Here is a 21,174-nt window from a genome sequence, read left to right on the forward strand (position 1 = left end):
TCCCGATAGCAGATGACGACGGCAATAGACAGCTCATGCCACCGTGGGATTAGAACATGTCGTGTCAGGCCATGCAGTTAGCACAATATATGGCAATCTGTCCCATGTGTCAATATACGCTATATGGCAATCGGCCGCACGTATCGATATACGCTACGTTTGTTTGGTAACTTGTCAAGGTAAAACCATACCCGCACGGGGTCCGGCTTATGGGATCGAGGCGTTCAGGCCGGTCGGCCTGCTACCCGGCGCCGTCCGACTTCAGGATGTTTCGCGAGATGACGATCTTCTGGGCTTCGGAGGTGCCTTCGTAGAGGGTGGTGATCCGTGCGTCCCGGTAGAAGCGCTCTACGTCGAAGTCCCGGATGTACCCGTAACCGCCATGGATCTGAATGGCCTCGTTCGTGATCCGTATCGAGGCCTCCGACGCGTACAGCTTCGCCATGGACGACGCCGTTATGTAGTCCTGCCCGGCATCCTTGAGCCACGCGGCCCGGTAGGTCATGAGGCGGGCCGCCTCGAGTTCGGTCGCCATTTCGGCCAGCTTGAAGGCGATCGCCTGGAACTCGGCGATGGGTTTGCCAAACTGGGTCCGTTCCTTCGCGTACCCGAGGGATGCGTCGTAGGCGCCCTGCGCGATACCCAGGGCCTGCGCCGCGATGCCGATGCGGCCGCCGTTCAGAATGGACAGCGCGATGTTCAGGCCCCGGCCTTCATCGCCCAACAGATTAGTCACCGGCACGCGGCAATCCTCGAAAACAAGCTCGCTGGTATCGGAGCCCCGGATACCGAGCTTCTGCTCCTGGCGGCCGACGGTAAATCCCGGCGTGTCCTTCTCCACGAGGAGCATGCCGAGGCCGCGGTGGCCGGTTCCGGGGGCGGTGGTCACCAGAACGAGGAGATAGTCCGCGAAACCGCCGTTGGTCACGAAGTGCTTCTTGCCGTTGATGACATAATCCGTGCCGTCCTTCAGCGCCGAGGTGGCCGTCGAGCCGACGTCCGTCCCGGCGCCGGGTTCGGTCAGCGCGAGGCAGGCCTGCGCCGCACCGCAACCCAGGGGCGGCAGGTAGGTCTTCCGCTGGTCTTCGGTCCCGAAGGCGTAGACGCCGTCTGCGAATAGGGAGTTATTGACGGAGACGCATACACCGGTCGAAGCGCACACCCGGGAGAACTCCTCCACGGCCAGCACGTAGCTGATGGTATCCAGCCCCGCTCCGCCGTACTCCTCGGGAATCATCATGGCCATGAAGCCCATCTCGCCGAGTTCCCGGATCGTTTCGTAATGCACGGCCTCGCGCTCGTCGATTTCCCGGGCGTGGGGTTTCAGTTTCTCCTCGGCAATCCGGCGGGCGGTGTCCCGCATCATGACCTGGTCGCTGCTCAAAGCGAATTCCATCGGTTCTCCCTCTTCAGTTTACGCCAAGCAACCGGACCGCGGTGACCGCCATGACCTTGCAGCTCTGCACGAGATGATCGATCTCGCAGTATTCATCGGGCTGGTGGGCGAGATGCAGCAGGCCGGGGCCGTAGGCGACACACTGCTTCACCCGCCCCGTGTTGTAAACGTGCTTGTGGTCATAGGTGCCCGGGCTAGCGACGTAGTCCGCCGGCGCCCCCGTGAGATCCTCGATCGTCCGCGCCGTCGTCCCGACCAGTTCGGCGTCCGGGTCGGTCTCGACCGGGTGAACGACCATCAGGTCGGTAAGCTCCGCGTTGAAATCAGGGTCTTCCGCGGCCAGGCCGCCGATCAGGGTCTCGATTTCCTGTCTTACGTCGTCAAAGGATTCCTCTTTCAGGTAACGGCGGTCGAAGACGGCGGAGCACCGGTCGGCCACGCAGGGCGAGCCCACGCTCCCGTCCGTCTGCCCGCCGGAAATGCCGTTCACGTTGATCGTCGCGTGACGGGCCTCCGGCGGATCCACGGGCATGTCCGTTTTTCGGACGCGAAGCGCCGGCGCAAGGGTCGTTTCGATCTGCCGCAGGACCCGCTCCATCTGGCTTATGGCGCTGACGCCCAGAAAGGGCATGCTGCCATGGGCGGTGCGGCCGATGGTGTCGATCCGGAACCAGTAGACCCCGCGGTGTCCCAGGCAGATCCGCCCCGGTCCGAAGGGTTCGGGGATGATCACGTACGACGTCCGTTCCGGGGAGATCAGTCCCTCGCGGGCGAGATGGTCCATGCCGGCGAACCCGCCGGTCTCCTCGTCCACCGTCGCACTGAATTCGAGGCTCCCAAGCAGGTCGACACCCGCCTGACGCAACGCGGCCGCCGCGAAGAGCGCGGCGGCGATGCCGCCCTTCATGTCGCAGGCGCCGCGCCCGTAGACCCTGCCGTCCTGCACCACCCCGGCGAAGGGATCGACCGTCCAGCCTTCGCCCGGCGGCACCACGTCGGTATGGCCGTTGAAATGCAGTGTGGGCATCGGAGACCGGCCGGGAAGACGGCCCACGACGTTCACGCGGGGACGTTCCGCGGAATGGTCCGGATGATGCTCGGCGGTCACGTAGCGGGTTTCGAAGCCCAGCGCTTTCAACCGGTCGCCCACCAGCCGGGCGCAGGGGAGGTATTCGTCGCCAGGCGGATTCACGGAGGGAATGCGAATCAGCTCCCGCAAAAACCCCAGCATGTCTTCGCGGAGGACGTCAACCTGTTCCACGATACGCTGTTCCAGCGGGGTGATCATGGGCTCACGGGTAAATGTGGCTATGCGGTGCCGGTGCGTTGGCGAATAGTAACGGGCCCTTGGATTTCAGGCGCCCTGTACCGGGTAACCCCGGTACAGGGCGTCTCGTCGTAGAACCTGGCCATGCTGCCCCTTTCCTTCGCCGCGTTGAACCGCATGCCCGCCCGGGGGTGCTGGTTCATCAGGCCCGTGATCATGTAAGGAATGTCGAATCCCCACATCAGTTCGGCCCGCATCGGCTCGACGTCGTACTGAATGCATTCCAGCAACGGCCGCAGGCGGAATTTAGGGTTGTGAAGGAACCCGACGATCAACTCCATGGGACAGTTGCCCGCGCCGCGGCCGAGACCGGCCAGGCTGGCGTCCAGGTAGTTCGCCCCGCGGATCAGTGCCTGGACCGTGTTGGCGAAGGCCAGTTGCTGATTGTTGTGGGCGTGAATGCCCACCTGCTTGTCGGTGGACTGCAGGGCGTTAAGGAACTTGTCCACGAGCGCTTCGACCTGTTCGCTGTACAGCGCCCCGAAGCTGTCCACTACGTAGATGGCGTCCACACTGGATTCGGCCAGCATGGAAAGCGCCTCGTCCATCTCGCTTTCGGGAACCGTCGAAGCCGCCATGAGGTTCAGCGTGGTCTCGTAGCCCTTTTCGTGGGCGTCCTGGATCATGTCCAGCGCCAGCGGGATCTGGTGGATATAGGTGGCGATCCGGATCATGTCCAGCACGCTTTCTTCGGAGGGCAGAATATCGGTCTTGTAGTCGGATTTCTCCGCGTCGGCCATCGCCGCCAGCTTGAGCGGCGTGCCGTTGTCGCCCACGATGCCGCGGATGTCCTCTTCGGCGCAGAACTTCCACGGTCCGTGCTCATCGGGAGAAAAGATCTGCCGCGAGTTGATGTAGCCGATTTCCATGTAGTCGATCCCGCCGGCGACGCAGGCCCGGTAGACCGCCCTGACGGTATCCGCCTCGAAACGGTGGTCGTTCATCAGGCCGCCGTCCCGTATCGTACAGTCGATGAGCTTGATCTCCGGACGGTAGGTCAGCCACTTTCGTGCCGGCGCTTCGTTGAGAGCTGATTGGTCCATAATCCTGTTCAGAACGCTCCTGGTATCTGGTGAATACGCGCAAATGCCCTGGCGGCCGCGAAAAGCACGGCCGACACCGCGACAGAACATATATGACACCCGGGCGCGGGACAAGGTATTTCAAGCAGCGCGCGCGAAAGACGCCCGCATCGGGTAGCGGCACGGACCACGGGTGATCTTCGAAGGGACATGGACCTTGCGGCCGGGCCTGGACCGGCCTGACCCCGCCTGGATCCGCCTGATTCCGCCCTTGCGTAGATTCGACGCGCTCGCCTGGACCCGCCCGTGAATAGATTCGAAACGCCCGGCTGAATCAGACCGTGCATGGATTCGACGCGCCCGGCTGAATGCCCTTGACTAAATCCCCTTCCCCTGTATCATGCTTGGTGCGTTCGGGCCGCGCCAATCAAGCGCATACCCGGACGCGCCGGGCATTCGTTTTTGCGGGCTGAATCTCACGGGATAAAGACCATGGGCATCATTCTCAAGACGGAAAAACAGATCGAGACCATTCGCCGCAGCGCCCAGGCCGCGACTGCGACGCTGCAGCGTATGGGGGAAGCCGTAAAACCGGGCCTGGCGACGTCCGAACTGGACAGGATCGCCCGGAAAATGATCCGGGACTTCGGGGGCACATCCTCTTTCCTGGGATACAAGCCCACTTTCCATCCGCCCTTTCCCGCCACGATCTGCGCGTCCATCAACGATGAGATCGTACACGGCATCCCCAGTCCGCGGCGCGAGGTCGCCGAGGGAGACATACTCAGTCTCGACTTCGCCATGATCATCGACGGGTACCACGGCGATACGGCTTTTACTTTCCCCGTCGGCCGTGTTTCACCGGAGACGCAGCGGCTGCTGGACGTCACGCGGACTTCGGTATTCAAGGGGATCGAGGAAGCGAAGCCGGGAAACCGCATCGGCGACATCGGACACGCGGTGCAGAAACACGCGGAATCCCACGGATACTCGGTGGTGCGGGACCTGTGCGGACACGGGATCGGCCGCAGTCTCTGGGAGGAACCGCAGGTCCCCAATTACGGCAGGCCGCAGCGCGGCATCCGGCTCAAACCGGGCATGGTCATCGCCATTGAACCCATGGTGTGCGCGGGCGCGCACGCGATCCGGGTCCTCGACGACGAATGGACGACCTCCACCGCCGACGGACGGCTGTCCGCCCATTTCGAGCATACGGTCGCCATCCTGTCCGACGGTCCCGAGATTCTGACAGAAAATTCCGACCTCTGGGATTAACGCGACCGGTCCATCCGGTACGGCGCGATCCGAAGGATGTTGCGGCATTCAGGATGCGCATCTGAACGCCGGGGTCTTTCCATGTCCTTCTACAACCCCGTCAGTACTTGTTCACTGCAGATCCTTCAGTACGGCGTACCGTCTCGCTTCTTCCCGGGAGTCGGCCAGGACCAGATAGGCGGGCATTTCCTTGGCACCGTGGGCGGGCACCTCGAACTTCGTCTTGAGTCTGAAGTGTCCTCCGCCGATGCCCCAACTGTCCATTCTGGCTACTTTCAAGGGCGATACGAGCACGAGAGTCCGTCCGGTTCGCGGATTGGCGGCAGCGGTCCAGTGACCGCCATGGTGACGGAAGTGCCAGTCGATCCGTTTTCGTTCGTAGTCCGCTGAGAACAGGACGGTGTCGTGCATCTCGCCATCGGGCTGCAAAAAGAGATTCCACCCACCGTTCAGTTGGCGAGGCGTGCCCCCTCCATTCACGAGTCTCCATACCAGCTTGATCACCGGGCTGGCGCCCAGGGTCAGCGTATCGAGTTCCAGAGTCAGTCCGCGGGTCTCTTCGAGGGATAGCACCGCCCGCTGGCGAACGCCAGTCCATTCGATGCCGCGCGCATCTTTGCAGAAAACCGTCTCCGCCGTAAAGGTCTCACCTTCCAAGGGTGCTGTCCAGGAAAGTCGGCCCATCTCTACTCTCGGCTGCAGACCGCCGTACCAGGGGTAACTTGCTCCGAAAACCCTTGGGTTCGGAAAGGCCGATGCCAGGTGGTTACATTCGTCCCCCGCGTCTCGGATTGCGCTCACAGAGCCCAGGAAAGAAGGGACCACGTCGATTTCGAGCCGCCGATTACGAATGGTGAATATCCTGTGGCGCGCGGATTCGCCTTCTTCCACCTCCACGGCGGACCCGTCTCCCAAACGGATGAGCGGTACATCGGCCTCGACGTTGCGCTCCCCGCCTTCGAGTACCATCCGGCCGTTGTACACACCCGGTGGTTGGGACGTGGCCAGTCGCACCGACCCGGTGAAAGGGGTTTTCCAGTCGATTTCCGAGAATGAAATCCACATGGGATCGCAGCGCCAGCCGTCGGGCATGGCAAAGGTGACGGTTCCGCTGGCCTTCCGGGTCTTCCATTGCGCTACGCGGAACCGGATTTCTGTCTCTTCCCCGATGACCACGGCCGTCGGTGGATCGGTCGACACCTCGAATTCGCCCAGGACCGGTGGGAGCGGGTCGAACTGGTTGACCTGGTGCCCATTCGTGCGCCGCCACACCCGGCGCACGCCCTGCCAACCGCCGTCGCCAACGAAGAGACGAAGCAGACCAATGGATATCCGCGACTGTGGCGCGCAGGTCGTCTCCCGGCTCACAGACTGGAATTCGTACCCGTTCCATTCGATTTCGTCCAAGTCGCCAGGCCAGAGGACCCCGATCGTTCCATGCGACATTTCAAAAGCACCCCACGTCTCAGCGAATGAATCACCACGCTTGAAGGCGTAGTCGTCCGGCGCAGGACGGTCGGCGCATTGCGCTCTCAGAACCCCGTCCCCGAGCGGCAGCGTCAGCGTCGTAAACTCCGAGCCCCCATTCGTCACGAACTGGTAGAGGCGAAAGGTACGGGGGTCGAACCCGGTGTTTTCCACTACATGTTCCACCGAAATGACCGGTCCGGCGTTCAACCGGATGATCCGGCTGAAGACCAGGCCGGGGGTCTTTTTCGGTGCATAGGTTGCCGAGAGGACCACGCCGTGCCCGTCCCGTTCGGCTTTCAGCTTGAAGTCCGACTCGCTGTATTCGCTCGGCCACTTCGGCGGTATGGGGCGCGCGCCTTCGGTGCCCAGATACCTTCCGGTGGTCCGGTCCCTGATCTTCAACTGGCCGCCCCCGGCCTCCAGAGTCGCCCTGAAGATTTCGTTCTCGAACCGTACCGCGCCGTCCTGATGGAACAGCAGTCCGCCCGGCTCCAGCGCGAAGACGGCGTGTTTCGCATCCGCCAAGTCGACCGTTCCGCCCTTCCATTCCACGCGGCCCGAAAAGGTCACTTCGAAGACGCCCGGACCGTCCGCCGCGAGGACCGTTTCGAATCCTCCGTATCCCCGGGCGGGCACCGCGTTGGTTTGCGCGCTCTCGTCCACCGAGAGGCCGTCTGAAACGGTGAGGCGAACCCGCGCTTCGACATCATCGGGCAACTGGCTGCGCAGGATTACGCGCACGGGCTGCGAGTTGCCGGGCGCCAGCGTGATCTCCTCCGGATCAATGGAAACAACCATCTCGACCCGGGGGCGAATGCCGGTGGCGAGCTCGATGGGAAGATCGTCCCAGCGAATGTCGGAGCGGACCCTCGGCGCGGTCTTATCCCTGTCCACGGCCTCGGCCTTCGCCGATACGCTTACCGGCGCCTCGAGGGTAATCGTCTCACCGGGTCCTAACGTTGCTCGATGATGGAAGTCGACGGACAGGTCGCCCGACTCCTTCGCAGTCAACGAGAGGACGACCGGCGTGTCCCTCCGGTTCTGCAGTTTCCACCGCAGGACCGTCTTCCCTCCCCGCACGGGTTCGATGTCGTCCACCGTAGCAGCCGCGTATAACTCTGCCGTCTCCACCGCCGTCACGTGCCGGGCCTCGCGGTCCACCCGGACCGTCAATTCCTCCCGGGCTTCGGCAGACGCGGCCTCATCGGACGGCGCATATCGTTCGGCAGGCGCCGAGAATCGGTAGGTGAAAACCCGCAGCCCTTCCCACTCTTCCTCGTCGGGCACCTGCTCGACCGACCTCTGCAGGGACTCGTACCAGTCGTGCCGGTCGAAGAAGTACCGTGTACACGGCATCGAAAGGATCGCGGGCATGTAGTTGCGCATCACCGGATAGGGTCCGGCGTCCCAGAAGAAGCCCGTCCGCTTGTAGGGCGCCATCGCCTTCACGTTCCCCGACCAGGTGTCGAGGTCGACGTGGGCCTTCTTGTCCTCGATGGTCTTCTCCACCGAGCGGACGAGCATCCGCCGGCCGATACTCCTGCCCTGGAAACGTGGAGAGACGTTCAGCAGCGCGAGGTACAGGGCCTCGCCGTCGTCCTTGTCGTATACCAGGGAACAGTACCCGCCGATCTTTTCCCCTTCATCCCACACGAAGACCGCGATGTATTCTTCCCGCTCGTGCCAGTCCCGGATGTCCCGCGCGTTCGTGGGCACGCCGCCGTTCCACGTGCCGGGCCATTCGAGGTCACTTTCGTTCCACATTTCGGCGAGCGCGTCGGCATCCCGTACGGGGTCGATCAGCCTTAGATTGGCTTCTTTCGCCATCTTGTCTCCTCTTTATCTCAAGTGGTTCCCGCCATGGTCAGGCTCCCCGCGTCGACCGGGCGGGAGTACCGCATTATCATGAGGAATCGCCCCTGCTTCGTTCACCTCGTAGCCGAACCGTTCCAGGTAGTGGTCGGCGGGAAGCAACGCATCGCCGCGAAGCGCCATCTCCTGCTCCAGCCGGCCGTCCAGCCGGCGCTGCAGCGATGTGTGTTCCGTGCGTCCCACGAGGTTCCGCATCTGAAACGGATCCTTCCTGTTGTCGAACAGCAACCAGGGGCCGTCGAGGTTGCGAACGTATGTATGGCCGCGGGTCCTGATTCCCCGCCACGGCTGGCCCCGGTATTCCGAAAAAGGCGCGATGCTCATGATATAGGCGGCTTCGTTGCCCCTGAAGGCTTCGCCCCGGACGGCCGGCGCATGGTCGCGGCCTTCGCAGGTGCCGGGGACGGGGACTCGGGCCAGGCCGAGTAGCGTCGGCATGATGTCCACCACGTTGAAAGGCGTTTCGATGCGAAGTCCCGCATACGCCTGTCCGGGGCAACGCATGACGAAGGGGACGCGAACGGACTCGTCCCACGGGTGCTGCTTGCGCTGCCGGCCGTGCGATCCGAGCATGTCGCCGTGGTCCGATGTATAGACGAAAACCGTGTTTTCCGTCAATCCCCGTTCATCGAGCGCACGGCCTATCCGCGCCAGCTGATCGTCGAGGGCCGTGATATGGGCATAGTAGCCCAAAAGGTCGGTGCGACTGGGTTCGGGGCAGTTGGGGCGAGCTTCGATCTCCTCCGGCGGATACCGGTCGAGATAGCGACCGGGCACGGCATCGTAGGGATTATGCGGCGGTCCCCACGAAAGCACCAGGGCGAAGGTACGGTCCCCTTTCCTGGTCCGTATGTAATCGATGGCCAGGGAAGTCTGTGCCTCCGCGTCGTAACCCGTCCAGTAGAGCGGATCCTCCGAATCCCGGTAATACACAGAGTGCATGTAATCGTGCGTGCAGTTGCCCACCGCCCAGAATTCGAATCCCCGCCTCCGCGGCCCGGGCGGGGTATATCCGCCCCGGGACGGGCCGTCGAGATGCCATTTCCCGATGTAGGCCGTGTCATAGCCTGCCCCACGCAGGACGGTTCCCAGAGTCGGCCGGTCCGCCGGCAACCTGACGTCGTTCATGAACATGCCGGTCGTCAACGGGTACTGGCCGGTCAGAAAGGCTGCCCGCCAGGGCGTGCAGACCGGGATGTTGGCGACCGCCAGGTCGAATACGACGCCTTCGCCGGCCATGCGGTCCATGTAAGGCGTTTGTACCTGGCGGCTCCCGCCGAATCCGGTACTGCACCATCGATGCTGATCGCCAAAAACGAATACGATATTCGCGGCGCGATGCCCGGACATGGATTTCGATCTCCGTATTACTCGCCCCGGACCCGGTTACGTGCTCCGGTCCGCCCGGTCCGCCTGGTCCGCCCGGTCCGCCCGGCCCGCCCGGATCGCGCGGTCCAGCAACGATTTCAACGCTGGAGCAAAGTCGATGTCCCGGGCCGCGGCCTGGCCCGAGGCCGACATCTTCTTCCAGGTCTTCGCCAGGATTTCGACCAGTTTCTCCTCGCTGTGCTTCTCCGCGAACGCGGGCAGGTAATACCGGAGAAACACCAGGCAGGCTACGTCCTCGAGGGTCTGCGCTTCGGGATCGGCCTTGAATCGCTCTTTTCTGACGAGGGACTGCACACGCTCCACGAGCGTATCGTCATAGCCGACGTCCCGCAGGATCGAGCCCGCGGTCTGGGCATGGTACCAGGCCAGTTCCGTCCGCCACTGCCGGTAGCCGAGCCGGCCGACGGGGAAATCGCCGCGGGGTATCTTCCACCGTTGAATATGCTGGCAACGCACGGCAAGGCGCAATGCTTCCGACGCACCGGGCGCCAGGTCTTCCAGGCAGGCGGACATCCGACGGCCGTACAGAAGCGCCTTCGGAATCGGCCGGCCGTCGACTTCTTCGGATTCCGGGTCGGCGCCGTTCGCGGTGTCGATGCGTTCTATCGCGTCCGAGAATCGATCATGATCCATCAATCTTTTCGCTTTCAATTAAAAAGCCGCCGGATGTTGACTCCGGCGGCTTTTTCGTCGTGGCATGAGGCGGTGCGGGAATGCGCTCAGGCGGAAATGGCGAGCCGGTCACGGTACTCCTGCTTCCCGAAGGTCGGTTTGACGGGACGAAAATCGATACCATGCCGGGTGCACAGTTTGCGCAACTTGTTGACCGCGCCCCCGATATGCTTGCCATCCCGGCAGATCCCGAACAGATGCTGACTCACGACCCTGCGCGAGATACCGAGGATCTCCGCGACCTCCTGCTGGGTTTTCTGATAGATGAAATACAGCACCACAACCTCGCACTGTTTCTGGGTCAGATACTGGGAAAGGAAATCGTAGACCGCGTCGGCCAGTTCGTCCACCCGATCCTCGCGCTGGTACCGATGCACCCGGTCCTCCCCCGTTTCGTACCAGATATTCGCTTCGTTGGGAAACTTTTCCAAATCAACCTGATCCAATCGTATTTCCCAGAATTCAGGATTATACATGAACTGACTTTACCTCCGGTTCGATACGTTCAAGGACAGAAAAAAACCGCGTGACTCTTGTCTCGCGGCTCCGGAGGACGTGCGTAGTACCCCTTTCAAAATCCGGATTTCAGGGGCTGCGCCAACAACACTCCGGAGACGGGAACGGCGTGCCTGCGTCAGGGACGAGGGCCTTCGGCCCGGTAACGGACCGCGTTGCATGGATATCTGTTGCCATCTTCATGCCTCCCTTTGTGTGTGTTATCCCGGGGCGGACGCTGGTCACAGATGCCTTTGCTGTACGAGCTGTCCATGGCGAATTGCACAGAGGATTCCCACGGGAATAAGGACGCTATCTACATATATACAATCCGGATGCACTTTTTCTTCGATTTGAAAAGAAAAAACAGAAAAAGGCAGGCCCCGGTTAAACAACCGCTCAGCCAATCTAACGTTGGAGTCCCGATCCGGTTCCCTCGATCTGCGATTCCAGGTCCTGCCGGGTGAACTAGTTCAAGGGCCCGGGAATGGAACAGGCCAGGGCAGCGGCGGCGTTGCCGTAACGCAGGGCGGAACGGGTGCAATCCTGCAGACAGCCGAGGAGGTAGCCCGCGGCGAAGGCGCCAGGCACCCCGTCGGGATCGATCGCCTTTATCCCGCTGATACGGTCTTCGAAGACCTCGCCGGACGGGGAGACCGCGATACCGCACAGGTCCCCCGCTCCGGCGGCGGGGAGGCGGTGCTCCACGACCGACAGGTTCTTTGTGACGAACCTGGCCCGCGCCCTGTCTGCCGCCGACGGCATCGGCCCGTCGAACCCCCAGATCGTCTCCAGGGCCCGTAGCGTCACCATGAGGATATCGGCGGTTTCCACGAGATCGCGCACCCTTTTTTCGACCTCGACGTCGAGACGCTCCCCGTCCGGCGCGTCCAGCAGGATACTGACCCGGCTGTCTGTGGCCCGCGCCGTTTCGAGGGCGGCTTCCAGCCGGCCGGCGTTGGCGGAATCGAGCATGGGCGCCGTGAGGTCCAGATGAAAGACGGCCGCTTCACGGATGGAGGACCAATCCTCCGTGCCGGGACGGGCTGAGCGAAAGGCGGTATCGTCCATGTCGTACCAGGACAGGGTCGGCCGGGGCGCGCTCCCCGTCTCGGTGTAGCACAGCCCGGTGCGCCCGTCCGGTATCCGCACCACATATTCTGTATCTACCCCGTGCTCCCGGACCTTGTTGACCAGCTTCATGCCCAGGGGCGTGTCTCCCACCACGGACAGCCATGCCGTCCGGAGGCCAAGCCGCGCAAGCCCCACCGCCGTTTCCAGGGCGCCGCCGGCCACGGTCACGCCGAAACCCCCGGCCTGCTCGAATCGTTCCCGGCCGGCCGGGGAGAGCCGCAGAAAGCCCTCGCCCCAGGCTAAGACGTCATACCTGGCTCCCTTTTTACTCATCGGTGGTTCTCCTTGCCGTCCGCCTCGATCGACTCCAGGAACTTCAGCGATTTCAACTCCCGCCCGTCGTCCATCTGGTACAGGTAGAAGGCGCGGATCGCGCGCTGAATCTCCTGCCGGGACGTTCTGACGGGTTTCAGCCTGGACAGATGTTCCAACGGCATTTCGCGGACACGGGACAACAGCCGCGTGGTGCCGAGGGAGAGTTGCATCGCTTCGCCGTCCTGGGCCTGGCAGTCGCGGCACAGAATCCCGCCCAGGGACGGACTGAAACGGACCGACGCTTCCTCCGGGCGCCTACCGCATCCCATGCAGGCGGAGAACTCCGGCCCCGTGCCGTAAATGTCGGCAAATTCGAGTTGAAACCGCCAGAACAACATTTCGCACGCTGCCGCGGGCAACCGGTCGATCGCTTCCAGCGTGCGCATGATCAGTCCGAAGAGCTGTTCGCCCGGCTCCTCGCCGAGGACCAGCCTGTTCACCAGTTCGCAAACGGCGCTGGCGTAGCCCACCTTCGTCAGGTCTTCCCCGATATGCCTGAAGAACGGCCCCGGCTCGACCCTGGAAAGATGCTGCAATTCGCGGTTTTCGCGGCGGTTGAACGATACCGTGATCACGCAGAACGGCTGCAGGGAGGAGGCCATCCTGCTCTTTGGACGCCGTGCTCCCCGGGCTACGAGCTTGACCTTTCCGAATGCCCGCGCGTACACCGTGACCAGGAGACTGGTATCGCCCAGCGGGATCCGGTTAAGCACGATGGCTTCCGAGGATTGAATGGCCATGGGGAGGCCCGGAGGTTCCAGGGAGAATATCGCTTCAGGGGGCGGGATCTGACGGCTTGACTTCGGTCGTATCCTCTTCTTCCGCGGGGAATCGGTAAATCAACTCGTCCTGCCGGGCCATGCCGTGTTCCTCCCGGGCCCGCCTTTCCAGTTCGAAGCGCGTCCGTTCATCCGCCTCGGCATCGCCCCCCAGCAGCTCCAGTTCGCCGGTGAGATCCCGCTTCCCCGATTCAAGTTCCTTCAGTTCGGCCTGCAACTGGGATTTCTGATTCCTGAGTTTCCACATGTTGTACCAGCCGTAGGTGCCGCCGACATAGAGGTAGCCGAAGGCGATGGCGATCAGCGCGAGGATAATCCACCTCAAGCGGTTTCTCTTTCCGGCTCGCCTTCGATGTCCGGCCTCGGACGCGGGGGAGGATCCGGTACTGATCGGCTTCATATCGGCCATGGCGGCACTCCGATTACGAGGCTCGGCGCAGGACGGCCCGGCCCGCGTACCTGGCCCGGTCGCCCAGGGATTCTTCTATCCGCAGCAGCTGATTGTACTTCGCGGTCCGCTCGGAACGGCAAAGGGAACCCGTCTTGATCTGGCCGGCCGATTTCGCGACCGCGATATCCGCGATCGTCGTGTCTTCCGTTTCCCCGGATCGATGGGAGATCACCGTGGCGTATCCCGACGACTGCGCCATATCGATGGCTTCGAAGGTCTCTGTCAGCGTCCCGATCTGGTTGATCTTGATCAGAATGCTGTTGGCGATGCCGCGCCGGATGCCGCGTGAAAGCCGGCCGGTGTTGGTCACGAAGAGATCGTCGCCGACGAGCTGCACCTCACCGCCGAGCCGCTCCGTCAGCAGTTTCCATCCGGTCCAGTCGTCCTCCGCCACCCCGTCTTCTATGGACGCCACGGGATACCTGCCCACCAGGTCCGCGTAGAAGTCGATCAGTTCCTGCGCCGTCTTTTCGGGCGTGGATTCCGCTTCCAGCCGGTAGACCCCCTGCCCATGGAACTCGGAGGCCGCGGCGTCGAGGGCGATCACGACGTCGGAGCCCGGATCGTAACCGGCATCCGAGATACCCGACATCAGCACCTCGATAGCTTCCGCGTTCGACGAGAGATTCGGGGCGAAACCGCCTTCGTCGCCCACGGAGGTGACGTACCCGTGCTTCTGGAGTACTCCCTTCAGGCTGTGGAAGACCTCGGCGCCCATGCGCAACGCTTCCGAGAAGGCAGAGGCGCCGACGGGCATGATCATGAACTCCTGCAGGTCGACGTTGTTGTCGGCGTGAGATCCCCCGTTCAGGACGTTCATCATGGGGACGGGAAGCGTGCGGGCCTCGTCGCCGCCGAGGTAACGGTACAGCGGCTGGCCGGCCGCCGCCGCCGCCGCGTGGGCCACCGCCAGCGACACGCCGAGGATGGCGTTGGCGCCAATGACGTCCTTGTTGGCCGAACCGTCGAGTTCGGTCATGGCACGGTCCGCCCCGGCCTGGTCGGTCCCGTCCCGGCCGCGCAACGCAGCGGCGATCTCGCCGTTGACGCTGGCCACGGCCCGAAGCACGCCTTTCCCAAGGTAGCGGGAACCGTCGCCGTCACGGCGCTCATGGGCTTCGTGCGCGCCGGTCGAAGCGCCCGAAGGCACGATCGCCCGTCCGAAGGCGCCACAGGAAAGCCGCACTTCGGCCTCCACGGTGGGGTTCCCCCTGGAATCCAGTACTTCACGGCCATGTATTGAAACGATATCTGTCATCCGGCCCCGTCCCGGGTTGCGTTCAGAGAGTCGTAGTTTTCCGCCCGCGCGCATGGACGCCACGCGCCGCTTCAGCCGCTCAAGCCGCATCAACGCGCCGCTTCAACCACTCAAGCCACATTAGCCGCTCAATATGTTAACGGCTCTGATCCATGCGTCAAGGACAAGACGGAACGCTTCACGGCGGATTTCCTTCCAGCGTTCTGAGTTGTCTGCTCACCCGGGCCAGTTCGATCAGAAGGTCCTCCATAAGCGCCGCGTATTCCTCGGGGTCCAGCCGGTCCTTCGTGGCTTTGAGTTCATCGATCGACACCCTCAGTTCCTCCGCCCTCATCCGCAAAGACCGTTCGCCAGGCGAACCGGTCGTCAGGGCGGGCAGCGATCTGCGGCCGAAGTACACCCTGCCGGCCAGTACCCCGTCCGTACCGCCGGGCCCCGGTTCCCGGGAGCCCCTTCCGTCGCCGTTGTCGTCCAGCAGGGGATGCTCCGTAGCCAGCAGCCCCTGGCCGGCGTACCATTCCGCGGTCTTGTTCCGCGCGTAGACAAAAGACTCCAGCACGGAGATCCGCTCGTTCTTGTCCAGGTCGCCCGACTCCTCCTTCAACGACGCCAGCAGGTGCTCCGGAAAGATCGTGGACAGCCGTTCGCTGCCACTCTTGGTCGCCGTTACGATCACGCGATCCGGACCGCTGAGCGCGTCGATGAAAGGGGCGCTGGAACTCGCGCCGTTCATCACGACCGTGTACCGCCCCCTGATTTCGTCGAGTGCTCCGCGGAGCATGTCCGCCGTCAGATCGGGGCCGGGGATGTTCAGCCTGGCGCCCGCACCCGTGGCGCTGCCATGGCCGATCAGCAGGATGAAGAGGTCGTCCTCGGGGCGGACAAGACGCGCCAGGGCGGACAGCGCGTCCCGAATCTCATTGAGCGTGGACTTCACGGCAGGCGGCCCGCCCGCTGCGTCCGGATCCTCGACCAGGAGGATCAACCGGTCTTCCGGGAAACCATGATCGGATTTCAATACGTCGTAGAAACCAAGGGCCCAGGCCAGGTTCCGGTCCACATACTTCTTTTCGCCTCCGAGTCCCGCGACGATCAATCCGTATTGCAGGCCGTACAGGCCATGCGGTCCGGAAGACGATCCCGTTTCCGCCTGGCGAGGCGCTTCCGCCGCCTGGCGAGGCGCTTCCGCCGCCTGACGAGGCGTTTCCGCCTGGCGAGGCGCTTCCGCCGGCCGCGCCGAAGACGATTCTGAAAAAAACAGGCAGCCAACCAGCAACCCCGCGCAGATACCCGGTCCCCGGCCCATCACGACAGTCCTTTTTGGCGTCTCAGAAACCACTCGGTGCCCAGAAAGAGCAGAATGGCCGCGAAGAGGAAAGGCGCGTCCCGCAAGTCTCTCTCACGCGTCGACGTAGCGGTATCCTCGACGGGCCGGATCAATTCCGCCAACTGGTCCGCTTCGGACAAGGGCAGGTACGCGCCGCCCGTGGACCCGGCCAGCCTTTCGAGGTCTTCCGCGTGAAGCTCCGCGTTGGTGAATTCGGCGGCCGACGGAGCCACGGTAAACCCGGTCTGGTCGCGCAACAGCCCGTCTTCATCGGAGCGAACCGACACTTCGACCTTGTGCACGCCGCCCATTTCAGGACGATACTCGCCCCGGTACAGGCCGCCCTTCCCGAGGGACCACTCGAGCCGCACGGTTTCCGACTGGCCGGCGGGACCTGTTACATGGGCCCATACGGCGGCGCCGTCGACCGGTTCGAATTCCCGGTCGAACAGGCGGCTTTCGATGATCACCGACTCGTGTCCGCCGTAATTCGAGCGGTCCGTTGCGACCGTAATCCGTCCGGGGGCATAGAGGGCGATCCAGCGGATCATCTGACGCCAGAACCGCTCGTGCGACTGGTCTTCCGACGGAAGATGCATCTGCCAACGCCATGTACTGAAACCGGTGAAGGCCATGGACCGGCCTCTTCCGTAACGCTGTGCGGCCAGGAGCACATTCGACCCTTCCAGCACGTCGGCCTCGGGGTCGATCGCGAGCACGGAGGCGCCGGGCTTGACGCCCCCGACCCGGTTGTATCCGATCAGTTCCGGCAAGCTGTTCCAGATCGCCCTGTTTTCTTCCTGAGTCGACCCGAAACGAAGCAGGGGATGGTTGATTCCCTCCTCGGCCGGTTCCAGCAGAAAGGCATGGTCGACGATGCCCATGGCCCAGTTCCCGCCGGTGAGTTGAACGGGGAGCACATCCTCTACCGGCGTTCCCGCGTAACCCCCTTCCCGGAACGAGTTCAGTCCGCCGATCATCAGGAAACCGCCGCCCCGGTCGCTTACAAAGGCCTCGGTGAACTCCAATTGCTCGGGCGTGAACCAGTCCGCCTCGATATCTCCGAATACGACGGCGTCGTATGAGAACAGCTCCGCGCGGCTTTGCGGGTATCCCGCGGACAGTTCCCGCTTCGGATCCCGGATGCCCTGCCGGTAGATCCTCCCGTCCGGAGAGCTCCTGACCATCGAGACCATGTCGATCCGCGGGTCTTCTTCCAGGGCTCTTCGAATGAACTTGAACTCCCTGCGGGGATATCCTTCCACGTACAGGACCCGCCCCGTCCTGGACCGGTTGTCCAGCAGGAAGGCCCGCGTGTTGTTCTCCGCGATCGTCTCCGCGTTCTGCGGAGCGACTTCCGCCGAGTATTCGAGAATACCCGGCGATTCAGGTGACAGAAACACCCGGACGCGTTGAATATCGCCGTCCCGGCCGAGCCGCACCGGCACCGTCTTCACGACCCGGCCGCCCTCCTTGATGTTCAGGTCGATCGACCGGCCGTCATACCCCGAACTTCGCAGGGTGACGACGAGGTCGGTTATCGTACCCTCCGTCACCCTGTTCGACGCGGCCACCTTGAGTATCTCGACATCCCGGGCGATCCGCTTCCCGCCAACACCCACGGTAAAGACCGGCGTGTTCTGCGACTCGAGGTACGCGGTCGCATTCGTCAACTTGTCCGTTCCTATGCTTGCGTTGTCCGCGCCGTCCGTTACGAGCACGACGGCGGCCACGGGCAGATCCCGGAACTCGCCGGCGGCCTGGCCAAGGACCCCCGCGATATCCGTTGCGGTCCCCGAGGCGTCCAGTTCCCCGATGTCTTCAACCCGTTCGGTTCGATCCGCGAATCGGTAGGCCCGTACCCTGAACCGGCCGGACAGTTCCCGCAGCAGTCCGTCCTCCCGAAACCGGCGCTTTACCGCTTCCACGCGGGCCAGGCCCTGCCCACCGTCCTGAATGCCCATGCTCCCGGAGTCGTCGAACAGCAACAGCAGGAACCCCTGCCGGGGGGAGACCTCGGATGTTACGATGACGGGTTCCATGAGACAGAAAACGACCAGCAGCAGGGGCAGGATCTTCAGCGTGGTAAACACGGCCTTCATCCCCGGGGAGACCGCCACGGGCATACGGCGGTAGAACAGGACCACGAGCCCGGCCACGGCCAGGGCCAAGAGGACGATGATCCAGACTGGGATCGGGGTTCTGAAAGCCAGATGCTCGGACGCGCCGATCAGTCCGAGCGTGCCTAAAATCGAATCCATCACGGCGGATTCCAGGTGGGCGCCCAAAGAAAGTGGGGCGCCCAAAGAAAGTGGGGCACTCAAAGAAACCTGAAGCGACGATCCTTCCGGATTGAATGCCCGGGAAAGGTATCTACGCGGACGTCTTCAATACCGGACCGGCCATGCCGGTATTGAAACGGCAATCGCGCGGAACTGTCAACACAAATAAGGTTGACAGGGCAACGGCGCGTACCTAAGTTTTCCGAACCACCTGCCGGGCGGAGAACAGGCCCGGCGGCGCGCATCAGGCCCCGTAATGCCCACGACGAAAGGAGTCGCGATGAAACGGATCATACCGGTGATTGCCGCGTGCTTCGTGATGACGGTCCTCCTCGACGTAAGCGTGGACGCCCAGCGCGCCCCCAAGAACGTCCAGGTCCTGACGGATCTCTCCACCCGGGAAATCCGCGACTACATGAAGTCGGTCAGCAGCGGCATAGGGGAGAAGTGTGTCTACTGTCACAATTTGAAAGACTATTCCAGCGACGAAAAGGAAACCAAGTTGATCGGACGCGAGTTCATCAAACTCGTCGAGCAGGTCAACGAGCAGGTTGCGGCCATCAACAAGAACGTCATGAACAAAGAGAACCTGCAACCCGTAACCTGTTATACCTGCCACGCCGGTGAACTCGCCATCATATCCGAGGACTAGGAATCCATGCTCCTCGCAAACCCTGAACCTGCCGGGGTCAAAGAAACCGTGACAAGATACGCCGCGATCTCAGTGCTTCTGGGCCTCCTCCTGCCGGCCGTCGCCTCGGCCCGTCCAGCCGGGAACAGCTTCGAGGGAAACCTCCATTTCAACGTGGAGTTCAATGGCGGCGACATGCAGGACCGGGCCCGGGTAGCCATGCTGGTGCCGGAGTCGTACAGGCTCTACTTCAAGGGCGACCAGACGAAGATCCTCATGCGGGGCGGCATGATAGGCCTGACGATGGGCGAAGTCGTGATCAACGGGTCGACGGGCCGCGGATACGTCATCAGCCACATGAACAGCAAGGCCTACGAGATCGTCGCGGACCCGAACCTCGGCGAACGGGTGGCGCCGGTCATCGTCGAGGAAAACGAAACGATCTCCATAGCCGGCTACGAATGCAGAAAATACAGGGTCACCCGTACCGATCCGTCCGGCACGATGATTCAGTACATGTGGGTCACCGATTCGATTCAATTGGACCTGGCCGCTACGCTGGGGGGCGCCTTAAAGGATACCATGCCTTTCTGGACCGAGGGCCTGGCCGGCTTTCCACTCAAAATCACCACTTCGTTCCCCGGTACGTCCATGACCATGACCCTGACGGCGACCGAGGTGAACCCCCAGGCCGTCGACCCATCGATATTCGTCGTCCCGGCCGGATACGCTATTGAATCCATCGATCCGGGGCAGATCTTCGGCAGATGATCCAACCCTCCCTTCCGGATCCGTCATCCAGGCCAGGTGCCGGACCGTCCGCCGGTCCGGCACCCCGGGCATTTCCCTAGCGCGGAGATACGCCCGGTATCCGGGGTTGCCATGAAAATCGCTTCCGTCGAACAGTTCTTTCCCCGCCACCGTACCCGGCTCGTCAAGATCACCACGGACACGGGGCTGGACGGCTGGGGCGAGACCACGCTCGAAGGAAAGCCCGAGAGCGTGGAAGGCGCGGTCAGGGAGCTCGCGGACTACCTGGTCGGCAAGGACCCCCTGCGCATCGAGCACCACTGGCAGCACATGTACCGGTCGGCCTTCTTCCGGGGCGGAGCCATCCTCATGACCGCCATATCCGGTGTCGACCAGGCGCTCTGGGATATCGCCGGGAAGCACTACGGCGTACCGGTCTATAAACTCCTGGGCGGCGCCGTCCGGGACCGTATCCGCGTCTACGCCCACTGGGGCATCGGGAATCTCTCCGATGAAACCCAGGCTGCGGCGAGGGAACGGCTGGACATGCTGCTCGGAAGCGGCTATACGGCCTTCAAGACCGGCCCCGGGGGCAAGTGGCGCGGCCATGAGCCGCCGGCTGCCATCGACGAATTCGTCGAATGCGCGTATCTCATGCGGGAATGGGTGGGCCCCGAAGTGGAACTCGCCTTCGACTTTCACGGCAAGATGACCCCCGCCCTGGCCATCGAGGTCTGCCACGAGATCAAGGACATGCGGCCCATGTTCGTGGAGGAGCCGGTGCCCCAGGAAAACGTGGACGCCCTGAAGCTCGTTTCGGATCACGTCACCTTCCCCATCGCCACGGGCGAACGGCTGCTCAGCCGCTGGGAATTCCGCCAGGTCTTCGAGAAACAGGCCGCGGCCTACATCCAGCCGGACGGTTCCCACGCCGGGGGCATCACCGAACTCAAGAAGATCGCCAACATGGCGGAGGTTTATTACATCCACGTCCTCCCCCATTGCGCCATCGGCCCCGTAGCCTTCACGTCCTGCATGCACGTGGACGCCGTGATTCCGAACTTCCTCGCCCAGGAGCAGGTCGACTGGGCGCTCGGCGGAGATATTTTGACGGAGAACTGGAAGGTCGTCGACGGGCATGTCGAACTGCCCGACAGGCCGGGACTGGGTATCGAGATCGACGAGAAGGCCGTAAGCGACCGGGCGACGTACCAGGAAGAACTCGGCGGCGAACACTTCTATGAAACGGACGGCAGCGTGGCCGACTGGTAACCGATAATGGGAGATCTCGCCCGGGAGATCTTCCGAAGCATGGCTGGATCATTCCGC

General features: G+C 63.0%; 17 protein-coding genes. 4 read left to right on the forward strand and 13 right to left on the reverse strand.

Annotation, left to right across the window (positions count from 1 at the left end; translation table 11 throughout):
* Positions 1-241 precede the first annotated feature (241 nt).
* The 3 genes from OXG98_18330 to OXG98_18340 are packed head-to-tail and all read right to left on the reverse strand — an operon-like array spanning position 242 to position 3,766.
* On the reverse strand, positions 242-1,396 hold the full coding sequence (locus OXG98_18330; GenBank protein ID MCY3773968.1) for an acyl-CoA dehydrogenase family protein: 1,155 nt from the start codon (positions 1,394-1,396) through the stop codon (positions 242-244).
* A gap of 13 nt (positions 1,397-1,409) precedes the next feature.
* Complete coding sequence (locus OXG98_18335) at positions 1,410-2,684, reverse strand: acetylornithine deacetylase/succinyl-diaminopimelate desuccinylase family protein (GenBank protein MCY3773969.1); 1,275 nt, start codon at positions 2,682-2,684, stop codon at positions 1,410-1,412.
* Positions 2,685-2,704: 20 nt separating this feature from the next.
* A complete protein-coding gene (locus OXG98_18340) occupies positions 2,705-3,766 on the reverse strand; it encodes an aldolase catalytic domain-containing protein (GenBank protein MCY3773970.1) in 1,062 nt (353 codons plus the stop codon).
* A gap of 471 nt (positions 3,767-4,237) precedes the next feature.
* On the opposite strand from OXG98_18340, the gene map reads away from it, so the two are divergent.
* On the forward strand, positions 4,238-5,020 hold the full coding sequence (map, locus tag OXG98_18345; GenBank protein MCY3773971.1) for a type I methionyl aminopeptidase: 783 nt from the start codon (positions 4,238-4,240) through the stop codon (positions 5,018-5,020).
* A 111-nt stretch (positions 5,021-5,131) separates the two neighbouring features.
* On the opposite strand, the gene OXG98_18350 is transcribed toward map, so the two are convergent.
* The 10 genes from OXG98_18350 to OXG98_18395 all read right to left on the reverse strand — a co-directional run bounded on the left by OXG98_18350 (position 5,132) and on the right by OXG98_18395 (position 18,443).
* Positions 5,132-8,317: a GNAT family N-acetyltransferase gene (locus tag OXG98_18350; GenBank protein ID MCY3773972.1), complete on the reverse strand. Its 3,186-nt coding sequence runs from the start codon at positions 8,315-8,317 to the stop codon at positions 5,132-5,134.
* A gap of 12 nt (positions 8,318-8,329) precedes the next feature.
* Positions 8,330-9,712 (reverse strand): sulfatase, encoded by a 1,383-nt coding sequence (locus OXG98_18355; protein MCY3773973.1) that lies wholly within the window; start codon positions 9,710-9,712, stop codon positions 8,330-8,332.
* A gap of 36 nt (positions 9,713-9,748) precedes the next feature.
* Entirely contained in the window at positions 9,749-10,384 is a 636-nt protein-coding gene (locus tag OXG98_18360; GenBank protein MCY3773974.1) for a DUF4202 domain-containing protein, read from the reverse strand.
* 86 nt (positions 10,385-10,470) lie between these two features.
* Complete coding sequence (locus OXG98_18365) at positions 10,471-10,854, reverse strand: hypothetical protein (GenBank protein ID MCY3773975.1); 384 nt, start codon at positions 10,852-10,854, stop codon at positions 10,471-10,473.
* A gap of 532 nt (positions 10,855-11,386) precedes the next feature.
* The gene (locus OXG98_18370) at positions 11,387-12,325 is read right to left on the reverse strand and encodes a PfkB family carbohydrate kinase (GenBank protein MCY3773976.1); all 939 of its coding nucleotides are present in this window, start codon (positions 12,323-12,325) and stop codon (positions 11,387-11,389) included.
* Positions 12,322-13,107: a DNA repair protein RecO gene (gene recO / locus OXG98_18375; GenBank protein ID MCY3773977.1), complete on the reverse strand. Its 786-nt coding sequence runs from the start codon at positions 13,105-13,107 to the stop codon at positions 12,322-12,324. The genes OXG98_18370 and recO overlap by 4 nt, the downstream gene beginning before the upstream one ends.
* A 34-nt stretch (positions 13,108-13,141) precedes the next feature.
* Entirely contained in the window at positions 13,142-13,471 is a 330-nt protein-coding gene (locus tag OXG98_18380) for a septum formation initiator family protein (GenBank protein MCY3773978.1), read from the reverse strand.
* 97 nt (positions 13,472-13,568) lie between these two features.
* Positions 13,569-14,855, reverse strand: a complete 1,287-nt coding sequence (eno, locus tag OXG98_18385; GenBank protein ID MCY3773979.1) for a phosphopyruvate hydratase — start codon at positions 14,853-14,855, stop codon at positions 13,569-13,571.
* 178 nt (positions 14,856-15,033) lie between these two features.
* The gene (locus OXG98_18390) at positions 15,034-16,161 is read right to left on the reverse strand and encodes a hypothetical protein (protein MCY3773980.1); all 1,128 of its coding nucleotides are present in this window, start codon (positions 16,159-16,161) and stop codon (positions 15,034-15,036) included.
* Entirely contained in the window at positions 16,161-18,443 is a 2,283-nt protein-coding gene (locus OXG98_18395; GenBank protein MCY3773981.1) for a glutamine amidotransferase, read from the reverse strand. The genes OXG98_18390 and OXG98_18395 overlap by 1 nt, the downstream gene beginning before the upstream one ends.
* A 301-nt stretch (positions 18,444-18,744) precedes the next feature.
* On the opposite strand from OXG98_18395, the gene OXG98_18400 reads away from it, so the two are divergent.
* The 3 genes from OXG98_18400 (at position 18,745) to dgoD (ending at position 21,117) form a co-directional block, all read left to right on the forward strand.
* Positions 18,745-19,116 (forward strand): c-type cytochrome, encoded by a 372-nt coding sequence (locus OXG98_18400; protein ID MCY3773982.1) that lies wholly within the window; start codon positions 18,745-18,747, stop codon positions 19,114-19,116.
* 6 nt (positions 19,117-19,122) lie between these two features.
* Positions 19,123-19,866: a DUF4412 domain-containing protein gene (locus tag OXG98_18405; GenBank protein ID MCY3773983.1), complete on the forward strand. Its 744-nt coding sequence runs from the start codon at positions 19,123-19,125 to the stop codon at positions 19,864-19,866.
* Between the two features lie 111 nt (positions 19,867-19,977).
* Complete coding sequence (gene dgoD, locus OXG98_18410; GenBank protein MCY3773984.1) at positions 19,978-21,117, forward strand: galactonate dehydratase; 1,140 nt, start codon at positions 19,978-19,980, stop codon at positions 21,115-21,117.
* Positions 21,118-21,174 lie beyond the last annotated feature (57 nt).

This window comes from Gemmatimonadota bacterium, assembly GCA_026706345.1.
Lineage (GTDB): Bacteria > JAAXHH01 > JAAXHH01 > JAAXHH01 > JAAXHH01 > JAAXHH01.

Excerpts from the sequence above, each read along its gene's own strand:
- OXG98_18330 (MCY3773968.1), bottom strand. The coding sequence starts at position 1,396 with ATGGAATTCGCTTTGAGCAGCGACCAGGTCATGATGCGGGACACCGCC.
- OXG98_18335 (MCY3773969.1), bottom strand. The coding sequence starts at position 2,684 with ATGATCACCCCGCTGGAACAGCGTATCGTGGAACAGGTTGACGTCCTC.
- OXG98_18340 (MCY3773970.1), bottom strand. The coding sequence starts at position 3,766 with ATGGACCAATCAGCTCTCAACGAAGCGCCGGCACGAAAGTGGCTGACC.
- map (MCY3773971.1), top strand. The coding sequence starts at position 4,238 with ATGGGCATCATTCTCAAGACGGAAAAACAGATCGAGACCATTCGCCGC.
- OXG98_18350 (MCY3773972.1), bottom strand. The coding sequence starts at position 8,317 with ATGGCGAAAGAAGCCAATCTAAGGCTGATCGACCCCGTACGGGATGCC.
- OXG98_18355 (MCY3773973.1), bottom strand. The coding sequence starts at position 9,712 with ATGTCCGGGCATCGCGCCGCGAATATCGTATTCGTTTTTGGCGATCAG.
- OXG98_18360 (MCY3773974.1), bottom strand. The coding sequence starts at position 10,384 with ATGGATCATGATCGATTCTCGGACGCGATAGAACGCATCGACACCGCG.
- OXG98_18370 (MCY3773976.1), bottom strand. The coding sequence starts at position 12,325 with ATGAGTAAAAAGGGAGCCAGGTATGACGTCTTAGCCTGGGGCGAGGGC.
- recO (MCY3773977.1), bottom strand. The coding sequence starts at position 13,107 with ATGGCCATTCAATCCTCGGAAGCCATCGTGCTTAACCGGATCCCGCTG.
- eno (MCY3773979.1), bottom strand. The coding sequence starts at position 14,855 with ATGACAGATATCGTTTCAATACATGGCCGTGAAGTACTGGATTCCAGG.
- OXG98_18390 (MCY3773980.1), bottom strand. The coding sequence starts at position 16,161 with ATGGGCCGGGGACCGGGTATCTGCGCGGGGTTGCTGGTTGGCTGCCTG.
- OXG98_18395 (MCY3773981.1), bottom strand. The coding sequence starts at position 18,443 with ATGGATTCGATTTTAGGCACGCTCGGACTGATCGGCGCGTCCGAGCAT.
- OXG98_18400 (MCY3773982.1), top strand. The coding sequence starts at position 18,745 with ATGAAACGGATCATACCGGTGATTGCCGCGTGCTTCGTGATGACGGTC.
- OXG98_18405 (MCY3773983.1), top strand. The coding sequence starts at position 19,123 with ATGCTCCTCGCAAACCCTGAACCTGCCGGGGTCAAAGAAACCGTGACA.
- dgoD (MCY3773984.1), top strand. The coding sequence starts at position 19,978 with ATGAAAATCGCTTCCGTCGAACAGTTCTTTCCCCGCCACCGTACCCGG.